A 16,440-nucleotide genomic window follows, 5' to 3' on the forward strand; every position below is an offset into this window, starting at 1 on the left:
CAACCAAGCTAACTAACAGAATTTAATCATTAGAATTAGTAAGTTAAGGAATATGTATGCCAACTTTGGATTTTAAAGGTAAGCAGTTTGTTTATTCCCATCATCTGAGCGTACCTTTTCGCGAGTTAAAAGTAGAAACGGATAAATCTTTACCACTAGAAGGCAGCTCACCTTCACTCGATGACAACCTGATCATCCACGGTGATAATCTAGAAGCCCTTAAAGCTTTGCTGCCAACCCATGCAGGTAAGGTGGACTGTATCTTTATCGATCCGCCTTACAACACGGGTAATGAAGGCTGGTGCTATAACGACAATGTACGCTCACCGCTCATGCAAGAGTGGCTTAAAAAATCAGCAAATCCTGTTGATAAAGAGGATCTAGAGCGTCATGACAAGTGGTTATGCATGATGTGGCCTAGGTTGGCTCTTTTGAAAGAGTTGTTGGCTGATGAAGGCAGTATTTGGATGACTCTGGATGATAATGAGATCCACAGAGCCCGCTTGCTTTTTGATGAGATATTTGGTGAAGACAACTTCGTTGCTTGTTGTGCATGGGAAAAAACCTATACACCTAAAAGTAATGGTAGGGTTATCAGTACGGATCATGATTATGTTTTAGTTTATTCAAAAACATCGCAGTTTGTCGATCATGGTTGGAATTATCTTGCTAAAAATGAAGAGCAGATCGGTCGCTATAAGAATCCAGATAATGACCCTAATGGGCCCTGGAGAACATATCCGTTGGATGTACGTACGGAAGATAGCGAACGTCGAGAAAAATATCGCTATGAAGTTACATTACCATCAGGGAGAGTAGTTAAACCAGCTAAAGGTAGGCATTGGGCTTTGCCTGAACATGAATTTATACGGCAGATGGACGCTGGCGAAATTTATTTCGGTAAAAAAGGTGATGCAATGCCGACGAAGAAGGCTTATTACGACCCAAATGAAGATAAGGGAGTAATAGCTCGCAGCTGGTGGACATATAAAGATGTGAAGGGTAATCAAGACGCGAAGAAAACTTTGCTCGATATATTTGGTGATGTTGAAACAGATTTTCTTACACCAAAGCCATATCAGTTGATTCAGAGGGTATTGGAAATAGCAACAGATAAAGAAGCTGTAATTTTAGATTCTTTTGCGGGTTCAGGGACTACAGCTCATGCGGTTCTAGAGATGAATAGAATTGATGGCGGAAATCGCAAGTTTATTCTAATCGAGTGTGAGGATTATTGTGATCGCACTACAGCAGCTCGTGTTCGCGGAGTCATAAAAGGTTATTCTTTTAAAGGTAAGCAAAAAAAAGAACTGCTTACTGAAAAAATCACTTGGTCAATATTTGAGAAAAAACATACCGAGTTACTTGAAAAAATCGCTAAAGTTGAAGCGAAGCATAATAAAGAATTCGATAAGATAAAAAAAGATCTGAAAGATGGCGTTCTAACTGTTACCGGTGAGCGAAAAATCGATGAATTTGCCCCAGGTATTGGTGGAAGCTTTACCTATTGTACCTTGGGCGAGCCCATTCAAATTGAAACTCTATTGACTGGCGAAAAAATGCCATCATTTGACGCATTGGCACGTTATGTATTTTATACTGCCACAGGACAATCCTTAGAAACTGTTGCGAAAGCCTCTGCTGATGGTTTTATCGGTGAAACAGATCTCTTCCGTATTCACTTATTCTACCGTCCTGAAAGTGAATGGCTGCGCTCTAATGAAGCTGCACTTAACGCTGACAAGGTTGAGATTATCGAAAAAAATAACACGACTAAAAAACGCACTATCGCTTTTGCTGTCGCTAAGTTTATGAGCCAAAAAGACTTAACTGAAAAACGTATAGAGTTTTGTCAGTTACCATACGCCATCCATCGGATTATGGGGGCATAACATGGAGTTAAAAGACTATCAAAATGGTGTTCTGGACAAGCTTGATTACTACCTGAAAACTCTGTCAGAAAGTAAAGAAGAAGCGGAAGATTTTGTTGCCTTTCAAAAAATGAAGGGTAAAGACGCACGCATAAACGACTACGCCAAAGACGCCTGGGAACAGCTAGTACAGGAACGCCGAATTGATTTACTTAAAGATAAAAGTGGTCATTTTGTGCCTGCGCCATATGTATCAAGGTTCGATGGTTTAGAACAGCCTATCCCTAATGTATGCCTTAAAGTACCGACTGGTGGTGGTAAAACTTTATTAGGTGTGGCGGCGATTGAACGACTGCAAACTGACTTATTTACACAGCAAACGGGCATGGTGCTTTGGGTGGTGCCGTCGGACGCCATATACAAGCAAACATGGAAGCAATTAGCCAATCGTGAGCATCCTTATCGGCAAATGCTAGAACGTGCTTCTGGTGGACGAGTCAAAATGCTCGAAAAGAACGATGCGTTTACAAAGCGAGACATTGACGAAAATCTTTGTGTAATGCTGTTAATGCTGCAATCCAGTGCACGCCAATCTAAAGAAACACTCCGTATGTTTCGTGATAGCGGTCGATTCACCACCTTTTTCCCTATTGAGGATGATACGACGGCTAATGAAGCATTACTGACTCAAATTCGCAATTTAGACTGTAACGACCTCTCTGATTATGGCTGGCAGGAAGGCATCGCGCCAGGATCTGTATCGGTGAAGCAGAGTTTAGGCAATGTATTACGGTTAGTCCGTCCAGTAATTATCATTGACGAAGGTCATAAGGCATACAGCGACACGGCTAGAGATACACTTTGCGGCTTTAATCCGAAGTTTATTCTTGAACTATCTGCTACCCCTAACGCAAACGGCAAACACCATTCGAATGTATTGGTCAACGTATCGGGGCAAGCCCTGAAAGATGAGCAAATGATTAAGTTGCCAATCAACTTAATCAATGAAGATAAAAGTGAGTGGAAGCACACTTTATTGCTCGCACACTCTAAGCTGAGTGAACTTGATCGCGATGCTCAGCAGTTTCAGAACGAAACAGGTCGTTATATTCGCCCTATCATGCTGATCCGTGTAGAGCGCACAGGTAAAGATCAGCGTGATTCGGCTTTTGTTCATGCTGAAGATGCGCGTGAGTATCTGATGGATAAGTTGGGCGTAAATGAAAATGAAATCCGCCTGAAAACGTCAGACAAGGACGAACTAGGCGATGATGATTTGCTCAGTGATATGTGCCCTGTGAAGTACATCATTACGAAAGATGCATTGCGTGAAGGCTGGGATTGTCCCTTCGCTTATGTGTTGACAGTGTTATCTAAGATGACTGCGAGAACTGCGATTACGCAAATGATTGGTCGGGTACTGCGCCAGCCGCATGCGCGTTTAACGCAAAAACCAAGCTTAGATGAATGTTATGTCTATACCTTTGATCAAGACGTAATGAATGCCGTTGCCGGTGTTAAGGAAGGTTTAGAAGAAGAAGGTATGGGAGATGTTGCAAATCAGGTCAAAGCCTCTGAAGCTAATAAGCCTGCCACAGCAGTGACCAAAGAAACTTTATTGCTTAGAGAGCGTTTTCGCTCTTTACCTAAAGTATTTTTGCCGAGAGTTTTACATCGAGATAATCGTTGTGAAGACGGCTACAGATTATTTGATTACGAAAGAGACGTTTTAGGTGACATAGATTGGGAGTCTTTGTTATACCTGAATGCCGATAATTTTCAGTTAGTCAATGACAAGTTACAACGTACCATTGCTCGCATCGACTACAAAATGTCAAAAGATAACCAAGGTGAATTGGATTTAGCTGACCCAGTGCAAGAAAATATAGTGTTTGATGCCAGTGTGGGATTGGATATTTCCTATATGGTTCGACAGCTTACTGATGTCATCCCCAATCCGTGGCAAGCAATGCGGATATTAACGCACACTTTAGACATCTTGCGTGATAATGGCGTCAGTGAAGAGTCGTTGTTCACCAATCGCCTTGAATTGCTCAAGGAAATGAAGCGTGATATTAAACAACAGGTTGTTCAATTGTCGGAACAAGTCTTCAGGGCCAAGTTGGAAAAGGGAGATATTTCTCTTCGATTACTCGCATCCGACAATGACAAACTGAATTGGGAACTGGCGCAAACCTTAGAAGTAAATATCACGGAGCATGAGCAAGTGCTTCGTCGCAAAGACGGCTCAGAGCTAGAAAGAAGCTTGTTTGAGAAAGTGTACCAAAATGGACTTAATAGCCTAGAGCGAGAAACCGCCTGGTATTTGGATAAACAAGAATCAGTGTATTGGTGGCATCGTATCGCGGTAAATCAACGCGAATATAGTCTTCAGGGTTGGCAGAAGCAGAAAGTTTACCCTGACTTATTGGTGTGTGTCGAAGAGCCTAGTTCAGGCAATTACCGTTTCTCAGTACTGGAGACTAAGGGCGAGCATTTGAAAGGGAATGATGACACTGAATACAAACGTCGCTTATTTGAATTGTTGACCGAACACGTCAAAACGGCGGTGGATACGGGAGAACTTACTTTGGAAGCGGCATCTGGTGGTATTTCATTCCGCATGCTCATGGAAAACAGTTGGTCGCAGGAAATTGTGCATGAATTGAACTAATTATCAATCCAGTTAAGATTGTACGTCCTTCAACTTTCACGCTCCTCCTTAAAAGAGGAGCGAAGCTCAAATGGGGTGTCAAGTTTATTTGTAGGAAGTTGAGTCTGCCGATACCTTACCCTATGAAACTGTAGCTGTCTGTAATTAAAATTGTGTAATCGAATGTTAATGATATGTTCATTCCAGGCAGCTTTGTGCCATCAGAAACGAAAATTCTCATGCTTAAAAAGGACTAAATCTGCGATATCAGCCCAAAAGAATTATGTTGCTTCGGCTGATATCTTACCTGGCGTTAGCAAAAAATATTTTTTTGCATTCCTCGCTAATTTTAACTAACTCCAGCCCGATGAACCTCTCAGCCATCTTGACTATGCTTACAGAATTATAATCATCATTTAATAAGCGAAAACCTTTAATATATCCTCTGTCGGCTACGGGATATGAATATTTCGCCCAATGTTCTCAAACATCGCTCACTAGCTACAAATTGAGCGTAACTGAATAATCAATTTGTGCATATTCATTATCAGCGATGATTTCATATTTGGCGGCAGAATGTGCATCCAGCGAAGCTTTCCGAGGATGACGATAAGTCGCGTGATTCCCTGCAGAAAAAAATGCTTTGGCAAATACATTTCTTGATTTAAAAACACCAATACTACTGGCTTCATCACCATGATGTGGCACAATTACATAACTATATTATTTACAATATAATCTTGCAATATCCAAATTTTTATCCGTAACTATTTTAGAATAGACATAATCTGCGGGCAGCAATACTGTTTCTTTATTCGAATCAATAACAGAAATCAGCGCATGATTATTTTTTGTTTTTTCCGTACACGTCGGTTCGGTGCGATAGGCTTGCAGCTTACCGTTATTGAAATAAATGGTAATTGAGATGCAGGGTTTAACGATAGGATAGATATTTACATCTTTAACAAGCTCCGCAGGCATATTTGCTGGGACATAGAGATTATCAATTTTAGCCAAAATATTGCTGTCCCAGGATAGCAACCTATGATGGTCGCTATCAAAATGCGAAAGAATCATTGAAACCTTTTTTAATCCATTTAAGTCAGCAATTAATTTATTGGAAGTTAAGGAGGCATATCCCAGCCGCTTGATTGGCGTACCAGCACCGCAGTCGAGTAAAAAACCTTCGCTATCATTGTGCAACAGAGAACACATCCCCTGCCCTACATGATAGGAATGCAAAGTTACATTACCCAACAAGCTGAACTCATAATTACCAGCGGGCAGAGATGGGCATCGAAAAAGAAAATTAAAGATAGTCTGATTATTATGGATAATATTATTGTATTGATGCACAAATGCTAGAGTATCTATCTCAAAATAAATCGGAGACTGTTCCATAGCAGTGTTTTCTTCTGGTAAAACATAAGTACGGTAATAATAAGACTGAGAGCGCCTAACCTCATGGAATTTTAAAAGTATATAGCATTCACCACGATAAAACTTTTTGATATGATAGGGTATGTAGGAATTGCCTTTGCGGGACTTTAAGTTAAAGAACATGTCCCGTTGAATATCGACAGTAAATGTCTCAATATCTTCCGTATCTTCATGAATCGCTTCTCTAACAAAACCGGTAAGGCGAATACAGCTTTCACCCTCAACATAATCCATATCGATGTTTTCTTTATCTATTACACAGATAAGTGATTTTACGCCGCAATGTTCCTTCACCATTTCAATTCCCCATATGATCACTGCATTAAGTTAAACATTAAAGTATTTTCGCTGAGATACTTTAACGCAACTGCTAGCTTTATGATGCAAGTTTTCAGAATGTCATACCATCAATATAAATTTTCATTAAGGTAATATAAAATATTAAGTTCACATCTCATAGAGCTAATGAGATGGTAGATAACTTGGCGCTATCGCAATTAAATCGATAGGTTTTAACACCGTATAAACCGTTACAGCCTGAGAAATCCCCACAAAATTGGGGTGAAAAAGACAGGCATAGACTTTAGTGACCAACTGGTTGTGCAACCAACTCCATGAGCCCCCCTGTGTCTGCCCACCAAGTATGCCAAAAATTTTTCTTCGATATTCTTATGGCATTTCATAAATACCGACCGAGTGCACTGCAGAATGCTACTACCGGGATAGTGAACGGGGCTTTCTCTTTAACTAACCAGCATCCGACGTTACATGTTCGGCGGAACTCAGGCTAAAAATAGAACGAGTGGAAAGTTTTCTGGTTAACCAGCCGCTTCAGAAAGATGCCTTATCCATATTCAGCAATATTATCGCCACGCTTACAGACTGGTTATCCCTGTGCACCATTGCAATGAACTGAAGCAGTTATCCATTTATCATTAAATCTTGAGCATGGTCTTCAACGCACCTTCCTAGCCTAATCAGGGCTCACAAGCAGGCCTCTCTTACAGCCTGCTCATTTATGACAATTTTAACCAGTCGTTAGTTTTCCAAAATCAAATGGACTAACCCCCTTCTCTCGATTCGCATCCAGATAATCCGCCCACCACTGCAGCATTAACCTCCGCTCCCCAAGATGCTCCGCCTTATGGATATATGCAGCCCGAACAGAGTTACGCTCCTGATGGCTCATTTGCCGCTCTACTGCATCCCTCGACCACAACCCCGATTCTATCAGTGAACTACAAGCCATGGTCCTGAAACCATGCCCACAGACTTCCGTTTTTGTGTCATAGCCCATCACTCTCAGAGCCTTGTTCACCGTGTTCTCACTCATGGGTTTACGCGGATCGTGATCACCAATGAAGATCAGCTCACGGTTTCCACTCATACTTTTGATCTTTTCCAAAATGACTAACGCCTGCTGCGACAAAGGAACAAGGTGAGGTGTCCGCATCTTCGAACCTCGCTGAGAATGTTTAACACCTTCCAGCGGCTCACGCTCTCCCGGAATCGTCCACATGGCCGTTTCAAAATCCACTTCTGACCAGCGGGCAAAGCGCAGCTCGCTTGAGCGGATAAAGACTAACAAGGTAAGTTCGACAGCAAGTCGGGTTAATGGTCTTCCGGAATAGTGATCAATGCGATGAAGTAATTCAGGAATACGATTAAGCTCCAAAGCCGCACGATGCTGTCTTTTCGCCGTAGCAACCGCACCGGCAATCTCTTGCGCAGGATTGTAGTCGATTAACCCACTCTGCACAGCAAAGCGCATAATCGCGGTAGTTCTCTGTTGCAAACGAGCCGCAACTTCGAGACGCCCGGATGACTCCACCGCTTTGATGGGTACAAGCAAATCCCGTGTCTTCAACTCAGCAATGTTCCGCTTACCGATAGCAGCGAAGAGATTATCTTCCAGGCTTTTTAATACACGAGCACTGTGCGATGCCGACCATTTCTGGTTGCTGGCATGCCAGTCTCTGGCAACCACTTCAAACGTTATCGCCTCTTGCTCCTGCTCTACCTTAACGGCTTTCTTGTTTTCACTGGGATCGACGCCATTAGCTAACAGCTTACGGGCTTCATCACGTCGTGCCCTAGCATCCGCCAGCGAAACCTCAGGGTATTTTCCCAGCGCTAGCATTTTCTCTTTACCGCCAAAGCGATAACGCAACCGCCAATATTTGGAGCCGTTAGGGTGAACCAGCAAAACCATGCCTTCACCGTCAGTCAGCTTATAGGCTTTTGCTTCAGGCTTAGCCGAACGAACCTTCACATCACTCAGAGCCATGATGAGTATCCTTTCAAGGGTTCTGTGTGGGTACAAACATTATCGAACCGGGATATACCCGCAGTTGTACCCGCATCAGTAAGTTGATGTAGATTGAATCAGGTTGACTTAGGTTGAGTGAAAAAGCGAGGAAAGCCTTGCGGATACTGGATTTCAGACACAAAAAAAGACGTCCGTTGACGTCTATTAATTTTCCGATGGTGCCGAAGGCCGGACTCGAACCGGCACGTATCTCTACGGTTGATTTTGAATCAACTGCGTCTACCGATTTCGCCACTTCGGCACTGAAGTAGTATGCGGAAAACGGGTGCATTATACCTTCCCGCGATCGGCGCGCAAGAGTTATCAGGCATTCAATGAGTTAAATGTTGAAAAAAGCATCACAATCCCCGTTTACCCTCTTATTGCGGCATTTGCCGCATCTTCCTCCCGCACTTTCATGCCCCCCATAACAAAATCGCAGAACCGATCACAATTTCACCAAATGATGATTTTAAAGCCATATGAAAGAGAATAAGGTGAAAAAATAAAATCAAATGAAAATAAAAGAAGGATAAACGCAATGAATGAAACAACCAGACGCATGGCCAGGTTGATCGATCTGAGCGCGGTGCAGGCCACCAATACCGAGGAAGACGTGCGCCACTGCGCCGCGCTGGCCAGCCGCTATCGCATCATCTCGGTGCACGTGCTGCCGTGCTGGACGCGTTTCCTCAGTACCCTGCTGCCGGAGCACGGCCAGGCGGACGTGATGATTGGCGGGCCGGTCGGCTTTCCCGGCGGTGGGCAGACCACCGATCTCAAGGTGCAGGAGGTGCGCCAGCTGATCGCCGAGGGCGCGCGCGAGGTCGATATGGTGGTGAACATAGGTAAGGTGCTGTCGGGGGATTACGGCTACGTGCGTGAAGATCTGCGCCGAGTAGTCGAGGCCGCCGCACCGGTGCCGGCCAAAGTCATTCTGGAGACGCACTATCTGAACGAGCAGCAGATCCGTCGGGTGTGCGATATCGCCGTCGAAGTCGGCATGGTCTGGGTGAAAACCTCCACCGGCTGGGCACCGACCGGCGCCACGGTAGAGAAAGTGGCGATCATCGCCGATCAGTTGCGTGGCCGCATCCAGATCAAAGGGGCCGGCGGCATTCGCGATTTGGACACGGTGCGCGCGTTGTATCGGCTGGGCGTACGCCGCTTTGGCATGAGCGCGGCGGCCACCCAGCGCGTGCTGGAGCAGCTCGAACAGGATCCAGGTCTGTTCCCAGAACTGAACGATAACTAAATCCTGCGCGATCCCAGCGCACGCTTCTGCGGGTGGCCCGCGCCATCCGCCACGGGAGTGATAACAATGAAAGATTTACTTCTTACCCTTGATATTGGCACCGGCAGCACCCGCGCCGGGCTGGTCACCAACACCGGGGAAATCCTTGGCTTCGCGCAGCGCGAGTACGAGCAGATCACGCCGCAGGCCGGTTGGTCGGAACAACCGCCTTCGCTGTGGTGGCAGAGTGTCTGCCAGTGTACGCAGGAGCTGTACGCGCGCTACGCCGAATACTGGCCGCGTATCGCCGCCGTCGGCGCCTGCGGGCAAATGCACGGCACGGTCTTGCTCGATGCCGACGGCAAGCTGGTCGTCCATCGCGCCATGCTGTGGAACGACAAACGCGCACAGCCGCAAGTGGCGCGCTTTAGCCACCAACAACAGCCGCAGCCCTGGCTGGAACTGTTGAACAATCCCCCCACCGCCGCCTGGCCGGCGTTCAAGCTGGCCTGGCTGCGTGAGCATCACCCATCGCAGTGGGAGCGCATCGCCACGGTGTTGATGCCTAAGGATTACGTCAATTTCCGGCTCTGCGGCGTACGCGCCACCGACTACAGTGAAGCCTCCTGCTATTACCTGATGGACAGCGCCACGCTGCAGTGGTCGCCAGAGGCGCTACGGCAGTTCGGGCTGCGCGCCGATCAGCTGCCCGCCATCCACCTCTCCAGCGAGGTGATTGGCCACATTACGCCCGCAGCGGCAAGCGTTACCGGTCTGCCGCCGGGCGTGCCGGTAGTAGCGGGCTCGGCGGATATGGCCGCTACCCTGCTCGGTTCCGGCGTCTATCAGGCTGGCATCGCCTCCGACAGCACCGGCACCTCCACGCTGCTCACCGTGGTCTCGGAACACCCGCTGCTCTCTGCCAGCGTCAACAACCTGCACCTGGCCAACTCGGCCTGGGGCGGCTTTACCCTGCTCGATGCCGGTGGCGACGCCATGCGCTGGGCGCGTTCGGCGCTAAGCGCCGGCCAACTCAGCCACCAACAGATGCTCGATATGGCGGCCGAGGTGCCGCCGGGTGCCGAGGGGCTGCTGTTCCTGCCCTACCTGACCGGCGAGCGGCTGGCGGAACACACCAACTCGCGCGCGCAGTTCTTCGGCCTGCAGCGCAAGCATGGGCAGCCGCATCTCTACCGCGCGGTGCTGGAAGGCGTAGCGCTGGCCTCCCTGCGTAATCTGCAGCAGCTCAGGCGCCACGCACAGGAGCCGGAGGCAATGATCGCCTCCGGCGGCGGCGCGCGCAGCCCGCTGTGGCTGCAGATCAAAGCCTCGGTCTATAACCTGCCGCTGCTGCAGACGCGCAATCAGGAGAACGGCACCACCGGCTGCGCGATCGTCGCCGGGGTCGGCGTCGGGCTATTCAGCAGTTTCGCCCAAGGGGTGAGCCGCACTGTCAGCATCGAGCGCGAATTTACTCCCGATCCGCGCCAGCACGAGCACTACCTGCGCTGCTTCGAGCTGTTCGAACAGCTCTACCGCCAAGCGCAGCCCCTCTACGAGCAGCTTGACGTTATTAGCTCGTTCTCTTTTTCTCCGGATGAAGGAACACCGCAATGAGCGACTCTCTGATTAACAAGGGCGACGTGGCGCAACACGCCGCGGCCGAAAGCATCGACCGCAGCGCCTATCTGCCCGCCACGCCCTGGCTGCAGCTGATGCTGGTCTGCTGCCTGTTCGCCCTGTGGGGCATGGCCGGCAACCTGAACGATATTCTGATCGCCCAGTTCAAAAAAGGCTTCGATCTGTCGGATACCCAAACCGCACTGGTGCAGTCGATCTTCTTCCTCGGCTACTTCGTGATGGCGCTGCCCGCCGCAGCGGTGATCAAACGCTACTCGTACAAGGTGGCGATCGTGATCGGCCTGTGCCTGTACGCGCTCGGCTGTTTCCTGTTTATCCCGGCAGCGCAGATCATGACCTACGGCGCCTTCCTGGCCTGCCTGGGGGTGATCGCCACCGGGCTGTCGTTCCTGGAAACCTCCGCCAATACTTACTCCAGCCTGCTGGGGCCGCTGGAAACCTCCACCCAGCGCATCAACTTTTCGCAGATCTTCAACTCGCAGGGGATCATTTTTGGCGTATTGATCGGCCAGCAACTGGTGTTCGGCAAAAACGATCCCAGCCACGCCGAGCTGCTGCAGATGCCACCGGCGGCGGCCGAAGCGGCACGCACCCAGATGGTGTCACAGGTGGTCACACCTTATCTGATCATCGGCAGCGTGCTGATCGTGCTGGCGCTGATCTTCGTGGCGGTGAAATTCCCCGCCTGCAAAACCCAGCGCTCGCACCAGGGAGCGGGCAAGCCGCTGATGCAATCGCTGAAGATCCTGCTGGCGCTGCCGCGCTTCCGGTTGGGGGTGCTGTCGCAGTTCCTGTATGTCGGCGCGCAGGTAGGGCTGTGGAGTTTCACCATTCGTTTTGTGCAGATGATTGAACAGGGGGCAACCGAGCATTCGGCCACCTACTGGCTGCTGGCCACGCTGGTCTGTTACTCGGCCGGCAAGGTGGTCACCACCGCGCTGATGAAAAAGTTCAGCCCGGCGCGGTTGCTCGGCGTGTTCTGCTCGGTATGCGTGCTGCTGTTGCTGTTGGCCGTCAACATCCAAAGCCTGCTGGCGGTGGTGGCGATCATGGGCGTCAACTTCTGCATGGCGCTGTGCTGGCCAACCAACTTTGGCCTGACGATCAAAGGGCTGGGCGAAGAAACTCAGGTGGCCGGTTCGATCGTAGTGATGTCGATCATCGGCGGTGCGGTGGTGCCGTTAATCATGGGCATCATCTCCGATCTCAACGGCGGCGATATGCAGATCGCCTTCGCGGTGCCGCTGATCTGCTTCGCCTACGTCGCCTTCTATGGCTTCTACTGCGCGCGCAAGGGGATTTGATATGGCACACCGAATTAACGGGCTGATGCACGTCGGTTTGCGCTGCGCCGATATCGAACGAGCCGCCGGCTTCTATCGTTCACTCGGTTTCGAACCCCGGCAAACGCTGGCGCTCAGCGGCCCCGTCACCGTACAGTTTTTGCAGTTGGGTGAGTTAACGCTGGAGTTATACCAGCTACCCGCCGAAGGGCTGACTCGCCCCGCCAGCGCCTATGGTATCGACCACATCGCTTTGCGGGTCACCGATCTGGCGGCCACGCAACGCTGGCTGGCGGATCTGGGCTATCCGGTGATTGAAGGGCCGACGCTGCAGCCCAGCGGCGCCAACGGCGTGCGCTATCTGATGATCGCCGGGCCGGACGGTGAGCGGGTGGAGTTCAGCCAACCGTTGTAATGTTTCTTCCCACATAGCACAAGGCCCGATGGCTGTTATAAGCCATCGGGCCTCATTCGCTTTTTTGTCAGCTCACGCGTCTTTATAACCTTGGCTCGCCGCTTGTCGGGTTATGCTTGTTACTCCCCCGATCTATGTAAACGATGCCAAATAATCCCGAACCGGGATAACAATGCTGAAAATAATTGCATCACAATAATTCAGCCAATAAAAAATATGTTTGCACAACATTTCGACAACACTATTTTTTCATCTACGGCAGTCATAACTGGAATAAGTCAATGGGAACGGGGTTGTCAGGGGAGAGATGTTATTTCTTGATATGGGATTTTATCTAGAACCAACAGAAAATAGCGTGCATACGTAACAAAACAGCAACCCAAAGCTAAAAACCAGCAGAGAACACTTGCCTCTGCTGAGTTGATAGCTTTAAGATGGTGTAAGAAAATTTTCCCTGGTGTTGGCCGATCTTGGCAGCCTGACCCTACGAGGTCAGGTTTTTTTTATGTTTTTTTCATCAAAAATTGACTAGAAAAGTGTATCGCCTTAGGGAGTTAGAAGCTAGTTAGACTAAAGTATAGTACCCTACTAGACCTTCATCAGTTCAGTTGGGTTATTATTTCACATAGCGGAAATCGGGTGCTAGCACTATTTTTCGCTCTGTATCTCAGCCGCCACGGCGTTCTATCAAGACCACCACACATTGCTCATTTCACCCAGCAGCCCAACATACCCGCAGAACCATCACGAAATAGCACCGTTCCTGTCATTACAATAATGTGATCTCTATCAGATATTTTTTAAGAGCGGACTTGGTCACGCAGGAGTACAGGTCCGAGGACATACTGTAAAAATCACACTGGCCGCCATTTTCACGCTTATTCCTCTGCGGGACGACGAAGTCATGCCTTATAGGCAAATCTTCAGTAGGAAAATATCACCAATTCACTATTAAAATAATTAAGACACCATTCATTATAAAATCACCAGTTAATATTTCGCCATGGCAGACAAGCCGGGCAGCCCATGATAGCAATTCTGGAATCCTCTCCTGTCTTTAATCGGCCAGGCCGTTCAATTTCGCCGGCCTGCTGTGTTCACTGTGCCATTGCCCTGAAACTGCCTCGCGGCACGGCATAATAAGGTTAGCGCCGATCGCTTAAAAAGCCTTATCATTCTCACGCACCGGCATGCTCGTAGTGAAACTTCGCTGATGTTACTGGATAAAGTTATTTCTCTTAATTTATTCAAAGGTAACATTATGTTTAATATTTACAGCACCAACTACGCATCAATGAGCACCGAAAAATCAGCAGAACTTTATGTTTTAAGGAAAAATGTCTTTAAAGACAGGCTGCAATGGGCCGTGAACTGTTCAGACGGCAAGGAGCTGGATGAGTTTGATAATGATAAGACAAACTATATATTTGGCGTAAAGGACAACATGATAGTTTGTGGTACCAGGATGATTGATATGAAACACAAGAATATGCTGAACAGCGCATTTTCCTCTTTCTTTCATGACATCGTCATTCCAGAAGGGAATTTCATCGAATCCACACGCTTTTTCGTCGATAAAGAAAGAACCCAGTCACTGCTGGGTCGCCGGTTCCCTGTGACTCTGGCGCTGTTCTTATCGCTGATCAACTATGCGCGGCAACACGGCTATGACGGCATACTGGCCGTCTCCAGCCATCCGATGTTGCATATCATCAAAAGCTCCGGCTGGAACGTCACGCTGCTGAAGACAGGCATATCGGAAAAGAACGAGCCCGTTCATTTGCTGTTGGGCCACGTTGATCGTCAGAGCCAGGAGGCATTAAAAAACAAAATATTCAAAAAGTTGAATACGCAAGACGAGCACATGCTAAACGCCTGGCCGTTGAGCGACGAACCTGCATTCTAATCACCCCACCGGTTTAATCAGCTGAAGTTCCATCCCTAAACGGATTGCATGCCGGGCATTCGCCACCCCCAGCTTTTTGACAATGTTCCCCATATGAAACTTGATGGTGCAGGTTTTGATCCCTAGGATCATACCCATTTCCTGGTAGGTTTTCCCTACGCTGGCCCAATAGAGGATCTCGTTTTCTCTCTCGGTAAAACGGGCGTTTTTTTCCTGGCGCGCGGTGTTTTTTTCGGACAGTGAAGTCAGCGTCAAATACATCTCATGGGTCGATGCCAGCAGCAACGAAATATCGCCTTTATGCTGATTCAGCATCTGCATGGTTTCCGCCTTGCGCTCGGCAGCGAGGGTAAAGGAAAGGGTCACCAGATTATTATTAAAATCATGCAACACGAAGGTATAGCCGTCGGCTACGCCGAATTCGCGTGCTTGCTCGAACAACTCAGAAAAGCGGAAGCCGGCACCGGCCATCAGATTTTCATCCCAGGCAAAAGGCGTCAGGCGATTGAGCGCCGTAATGACTACCGGATCGGTATATTGTAGCCCTTGCTCTTTATATTGCTTTACCCATTCACCGGGATAATTGGTGACGCCAAAGATACATGACATATCTTTCTTGGATAACACCACGTAGGCCCAGATAAGCTCGCCGAAATCGCCTAATGCCGCTTCCAGATGCTTGCTGATAATGTGACTGATATTCTCTTCATATTCCATTAACTGCCTGCCCCGCTACCCAATACGCTGCTGGGTAGACTATACCAAAAAGGATCGACGCGCCGTAACCTTCACATCTCGCACGGATAATGCCCGGTGGAATATTGCCAGCGGCGGCCGGCAAGCGCTTTGCCTGCCGCCGATACGCGGGGTATATTAGCCGCACGTCCATTGTGCCTGTCAGGAGTGAATGAGTGAGCATGTTCGCAGAAGAGCGCCAGGAAAAACTCCTCGCCATTCTCAAGGAGAAGCGCAAGCTCTCCGTGGGGGAAATGAGCTCGCGCTTTAACGTCTCCGGCGCCACCATCCGCACCGATCTGCGCATTCTTGAAGACGCCGGTATGCTGACACGCACCCACGGCGGCGCCATTCTGCGCACCCGTGCCAGCTTCGAGGTCGGCTCCGATCAGCGTGAAGAGGTGAACCTCAGCGCCAAGGAGCAAATCGGTCAATTGGCCGCCGGCCTGGTGGAAGACGGCGACATCATCGTATTGGATACTGGCACCACCACCCTGCAGATCGCCCGCCATCTGCGCCAGCGCCGCAACCTGACCGTGGTCACCAACGATTTCATGATCGCCAAGAGTCTGGAAGACGTCGAATCGATCCAGATCATCCTGCTGGGCGGCATCGTCAAAAAGGGTTATCACTGCGCGGTCGCCATCAACGGCCGTTCGCTGCTGGATACGCTGAACATCGACAAGGCGTTTATGGGCGCCAACGCATTGTCGCTGAAACAGGGCGCCTGTGTGGCCGACATCATGCTGGCCGAAACCAAGCGCGCGATGGTGGAGCATGCCAATCAAGTGATCGTAGTGTGCGATCACTCCAAGCTGAGCAACACCTCGCTGGCGCAGTTCGCCTCCCCTGCACAGATCGATACCCTGGTGCTGGATCGCCTGCCGGAAGACGCGCAGGCCTATCAGGATGCCGGCATCGCGCTGCTGAGCGTTAGCTAATCCTCCCAACAAA

12 protein-coding genes and 1 tRNA gene are annotated in these 16,440 nt (G+C 48.9%); 8 read left to right on the plus strand and 5 right to left on the minus strand.

Features of this window, described 5'->3' with window-relative positions:
• Positions 1–56 precede the first annotated feature (56 nt).
• Positions 57–1,892: a site-specific DNA-methyltransferase gene (locus FOT55_RS03695; protein WP_147823124.1), complete on the plus strand. Its 1,836-nt coding sequence runs from the start codon at positions 57–59 to the stop codon at positions 1,890–1,892.
• A 1-nt stretch (position 1,893) separates the two neighbouring features.
• Complete coding sequence (locus tag FOT55_RS03700; RefSeq protein WP_111967139.1) at positions 1,894–4,545, plus strand: DEAD/DEAH box helicase; 2,652 nt, start codon at positions 1,894–1,896, stop codon at positions 4,543–4,545.
• 480 nt (positions 4,546–5,025) lie between these two features.
• On the opposite strand, the gene FOT55_RS03705 is transcribed toward FOT55_RS03700, so the two are convergent.
• The 4 genes from FOT55_RS03705 to FOT55_RS03725 all read right to left on the minus strand — a co-directional run bounded on the left by FOT55_RS03705 (position 5,026) and on the right by FOT55_RS03725 (position 8,534).
• A complete protein-coding gene (locus FOT55_RS03705; protein WP_147823125.1) occupies positions 5,026–5,232 on the minus strand; it encodes a hypothetical protein in 207 nt (68 codons plus the stop codon).
• A gap of 15 nt (positions 5,233–5,247) precedes the next feature.
• A complete protein-coding gene (locus tag FOT55_RS03710; protein ID WP_147823126.1) occupies positions 5,248–6,261 on the minus strand; it encodes a ComEC/Rec2 family competence protein in 1,014 nt (337 codons plus the stop codon).
• Between the two features lie 730 nt (positions 6,262–6,991).
• The gene (locus tag FOT55_RS03715) at positions 6,992–8,251 is read right to left on the minus strand and encodes a tyrosine-type recombinase/integrase (protein WP_147823127.1); all 1,260 of its coding nucleotides are present in this window, start codon (positions 8,249–8,251) and stop codon (positions 6,992–6,994) included.
• Positions 8,252–8,449: 198 nt separating this feature from the next.
• Positions 8,450–8,534: transfer RNA gene (locus FOT55_RS03725), tRNA-Leu, on the minus strand.
• 279 nt (positions 8,535–8,813) lie between these two features.
• Between FOT55_RS03725 and deoC the strand changes: the two genes are divergently transcribed.
• The 5 genes from deoC to FOT55_RS03750 all read left to right on the plus strand — a co-directional run bounded on the left by deoC (position 8,814) and on the right by FOT55_RS03750 (position 14,751).
• A complete protein-coding gene (gene deoC / locus FOT55_RS03730; RefSeq protein WP_406882652.1) occupies positions 8,814–9,527 on the plus strand; it encodes a deoxyribose-phosphate aldolase in 714 nt (237 codons plus the stop codon).
• 66 nt (positions 9,528–9,593) lie between these two features.
• On the plus strand, positions 9,594–11,123 hold the full coding sequence (locus tag FOT55_RS03735) for a xylulokinase (protein ID WP_147823129.1): 1,530 nt from the start codon (positions 9,594–9,596) through the stop codon (positions 11,121–11,123).
• Positions 11,120–12,451, plus strand: coding sequence for an L-fucose:H+ symporter permease (gene fucP / locus FOT55_RS03740; protein WP_147823130.1), 1,332 nt, complete (start codon positions 11,120–11,122; stop codon positions 12,449–12,451). The genes FOT55_RS03735 and fucP overlap by 4 nt, the downstream gene beginning before the upstream one ends.
• 1 nt (position 12,452) lies before the next feature.
• Positions 12,453–12,845 (plus strand): VOC family protein, encoded by a 393-nt coding sequence (locus tag FOT55_RS03745; RefSeq protein ID WP_049208826.1) that lies wholly within the window; start codon positions 12,453–12,455, stop codon positions 12,843–12,845.
• A gap of 1,213 nt (positions 12,846–14,058) precedes the next feature.
• Positions 14,059–14,751, plus strand: a complete 693-nt coding sequence (locus FOT55_RS03750; RefSeq protein WP_080352488.1) for an acyl-homoserine-lactone synthase — start codon at positions 14,059–14,061, stop codon at positions 14,749–14,751.
• On the opposite strand, the gene FOT55_RS03755 is transcribed toward FOT55_RS03750, so the two are convergent.
• Positions 14,752–15,468 (minus strand): helix-turn-helix transcriptional regulator, encoded by a 717-nt coding sequence (locus tag FOT55_RS03755; RefSeq protein WP_033636878.1) that lies wholly within the window; start codon positions 15,466–15,468, stop codon positions 14,752–14,754.
• Positions 15,469–15,668: 200 nt separating this feature from the next.
• On the opposite strand from FOT55_RS03755, the gene FOT55_RS03760 reads away from it, so the two are divergent.
• Complete coding sequence (locus FOT55_RS03760; RefSeq protein WP_033636877.1) at positions 15,669–16,427, plus strand: DeoR/GlpR family DNA-binding transcription regulator; 759 nt, start codon at positions 15,669–15,671, stop codon at positions 16,425–16,427.
• Positions 16,428–16,440: the final 13 nt, after the last annotated feature.

Origin of the sequence: Serratia bockelmannii, assembly GCF_008011855.1 — a bacterium.
GTDB lineage: Bacteria > Pseudomonadota > Gammaproteobacteria > Enterobacterales > Enterobacteriaceae > Serratia > Serratia bockelmannii.

Excerpts from the sequence above, each read along its gene's own strand:
- FOT55_RS03695 (WP_147823124.1), top strand. The coding sequence starts at position 57 with ATGCCAACTTTGGATTTTAAAGGTAAGCAGTTTGTTTATTCCCATCAT.
- FOT55_RS03700 (WP_111967139.1), top strand. The coding sequence starts at position 1,894 with ATGGAGTTAAAAGACTATCAAAATGGTGTTCTGGACAAGCTTGATTAC.
- FOT55_RS03710 (WP_147823126.1), bottom strand. The coding sequence starts at position 6,261 with ATGGTGAAGGAACATTGCGGCGTAAAATCACTTATCTGTGTAATAGAT.
- FOT55_RS03715 (WP_147823127.1), bottom strand. The coding sequence starts at position 8,251 with ATGGCTCTGAGTGATGTGAAGGTTCGTTCGGCTAAGCCTGAAGCAAAA.
- deoC (WP_406882652.1), top strand. The coding sequence starts at position 8,814 with ATGAATGAAACAACCAGACGCATGGCCAGGTTGATCGATCTGAGCGCG.
- FOT55_RS03735 (WP_147823129.1), top strand. The coding sequence starts at position 9,594 with ATGAAAGATTTACTTCTTACCCTTGATATTGGCACCGGCAGCACCCGC.
- fucP (WP_147823130.1), top strand. The coding sequence starts at position 11,120 with ATGAGCGACTCTCTGATTAACAAGGGCGACGTGGCGCAACACGCCGCG.
- FOT55_RS03745 (WP_049208826.1), top strand. The coding sequence starts at position 12,453 with ATGGCACACCGAATTAACGGGCTGATGCACGTCGGTTTGCGCTGCGCC.
- FOT55_RS03750 (WP_080352488.1), top strand. The coding sequence starts at position 14,059 with ATGTTACTGGATAAAGTTATTTCTCTTAATTTATTCAAAGGTAACATT.
- FOT55_RS03755 (WP_033636878.1), bottom strand. The coding sequence starts at position 15,468 with ATGGAATATGAAGAGAATATCAGTCACATTATCAGCAAGCATCTGGAA.
- FOT55_RS03760 (WP_033636877.1), top strand. The coding sequence starts at position 15,669 with ATGTTCGCAGAAGAGCGCCAGGAAAAACTCCTCGCCATTCTCAAGGAG.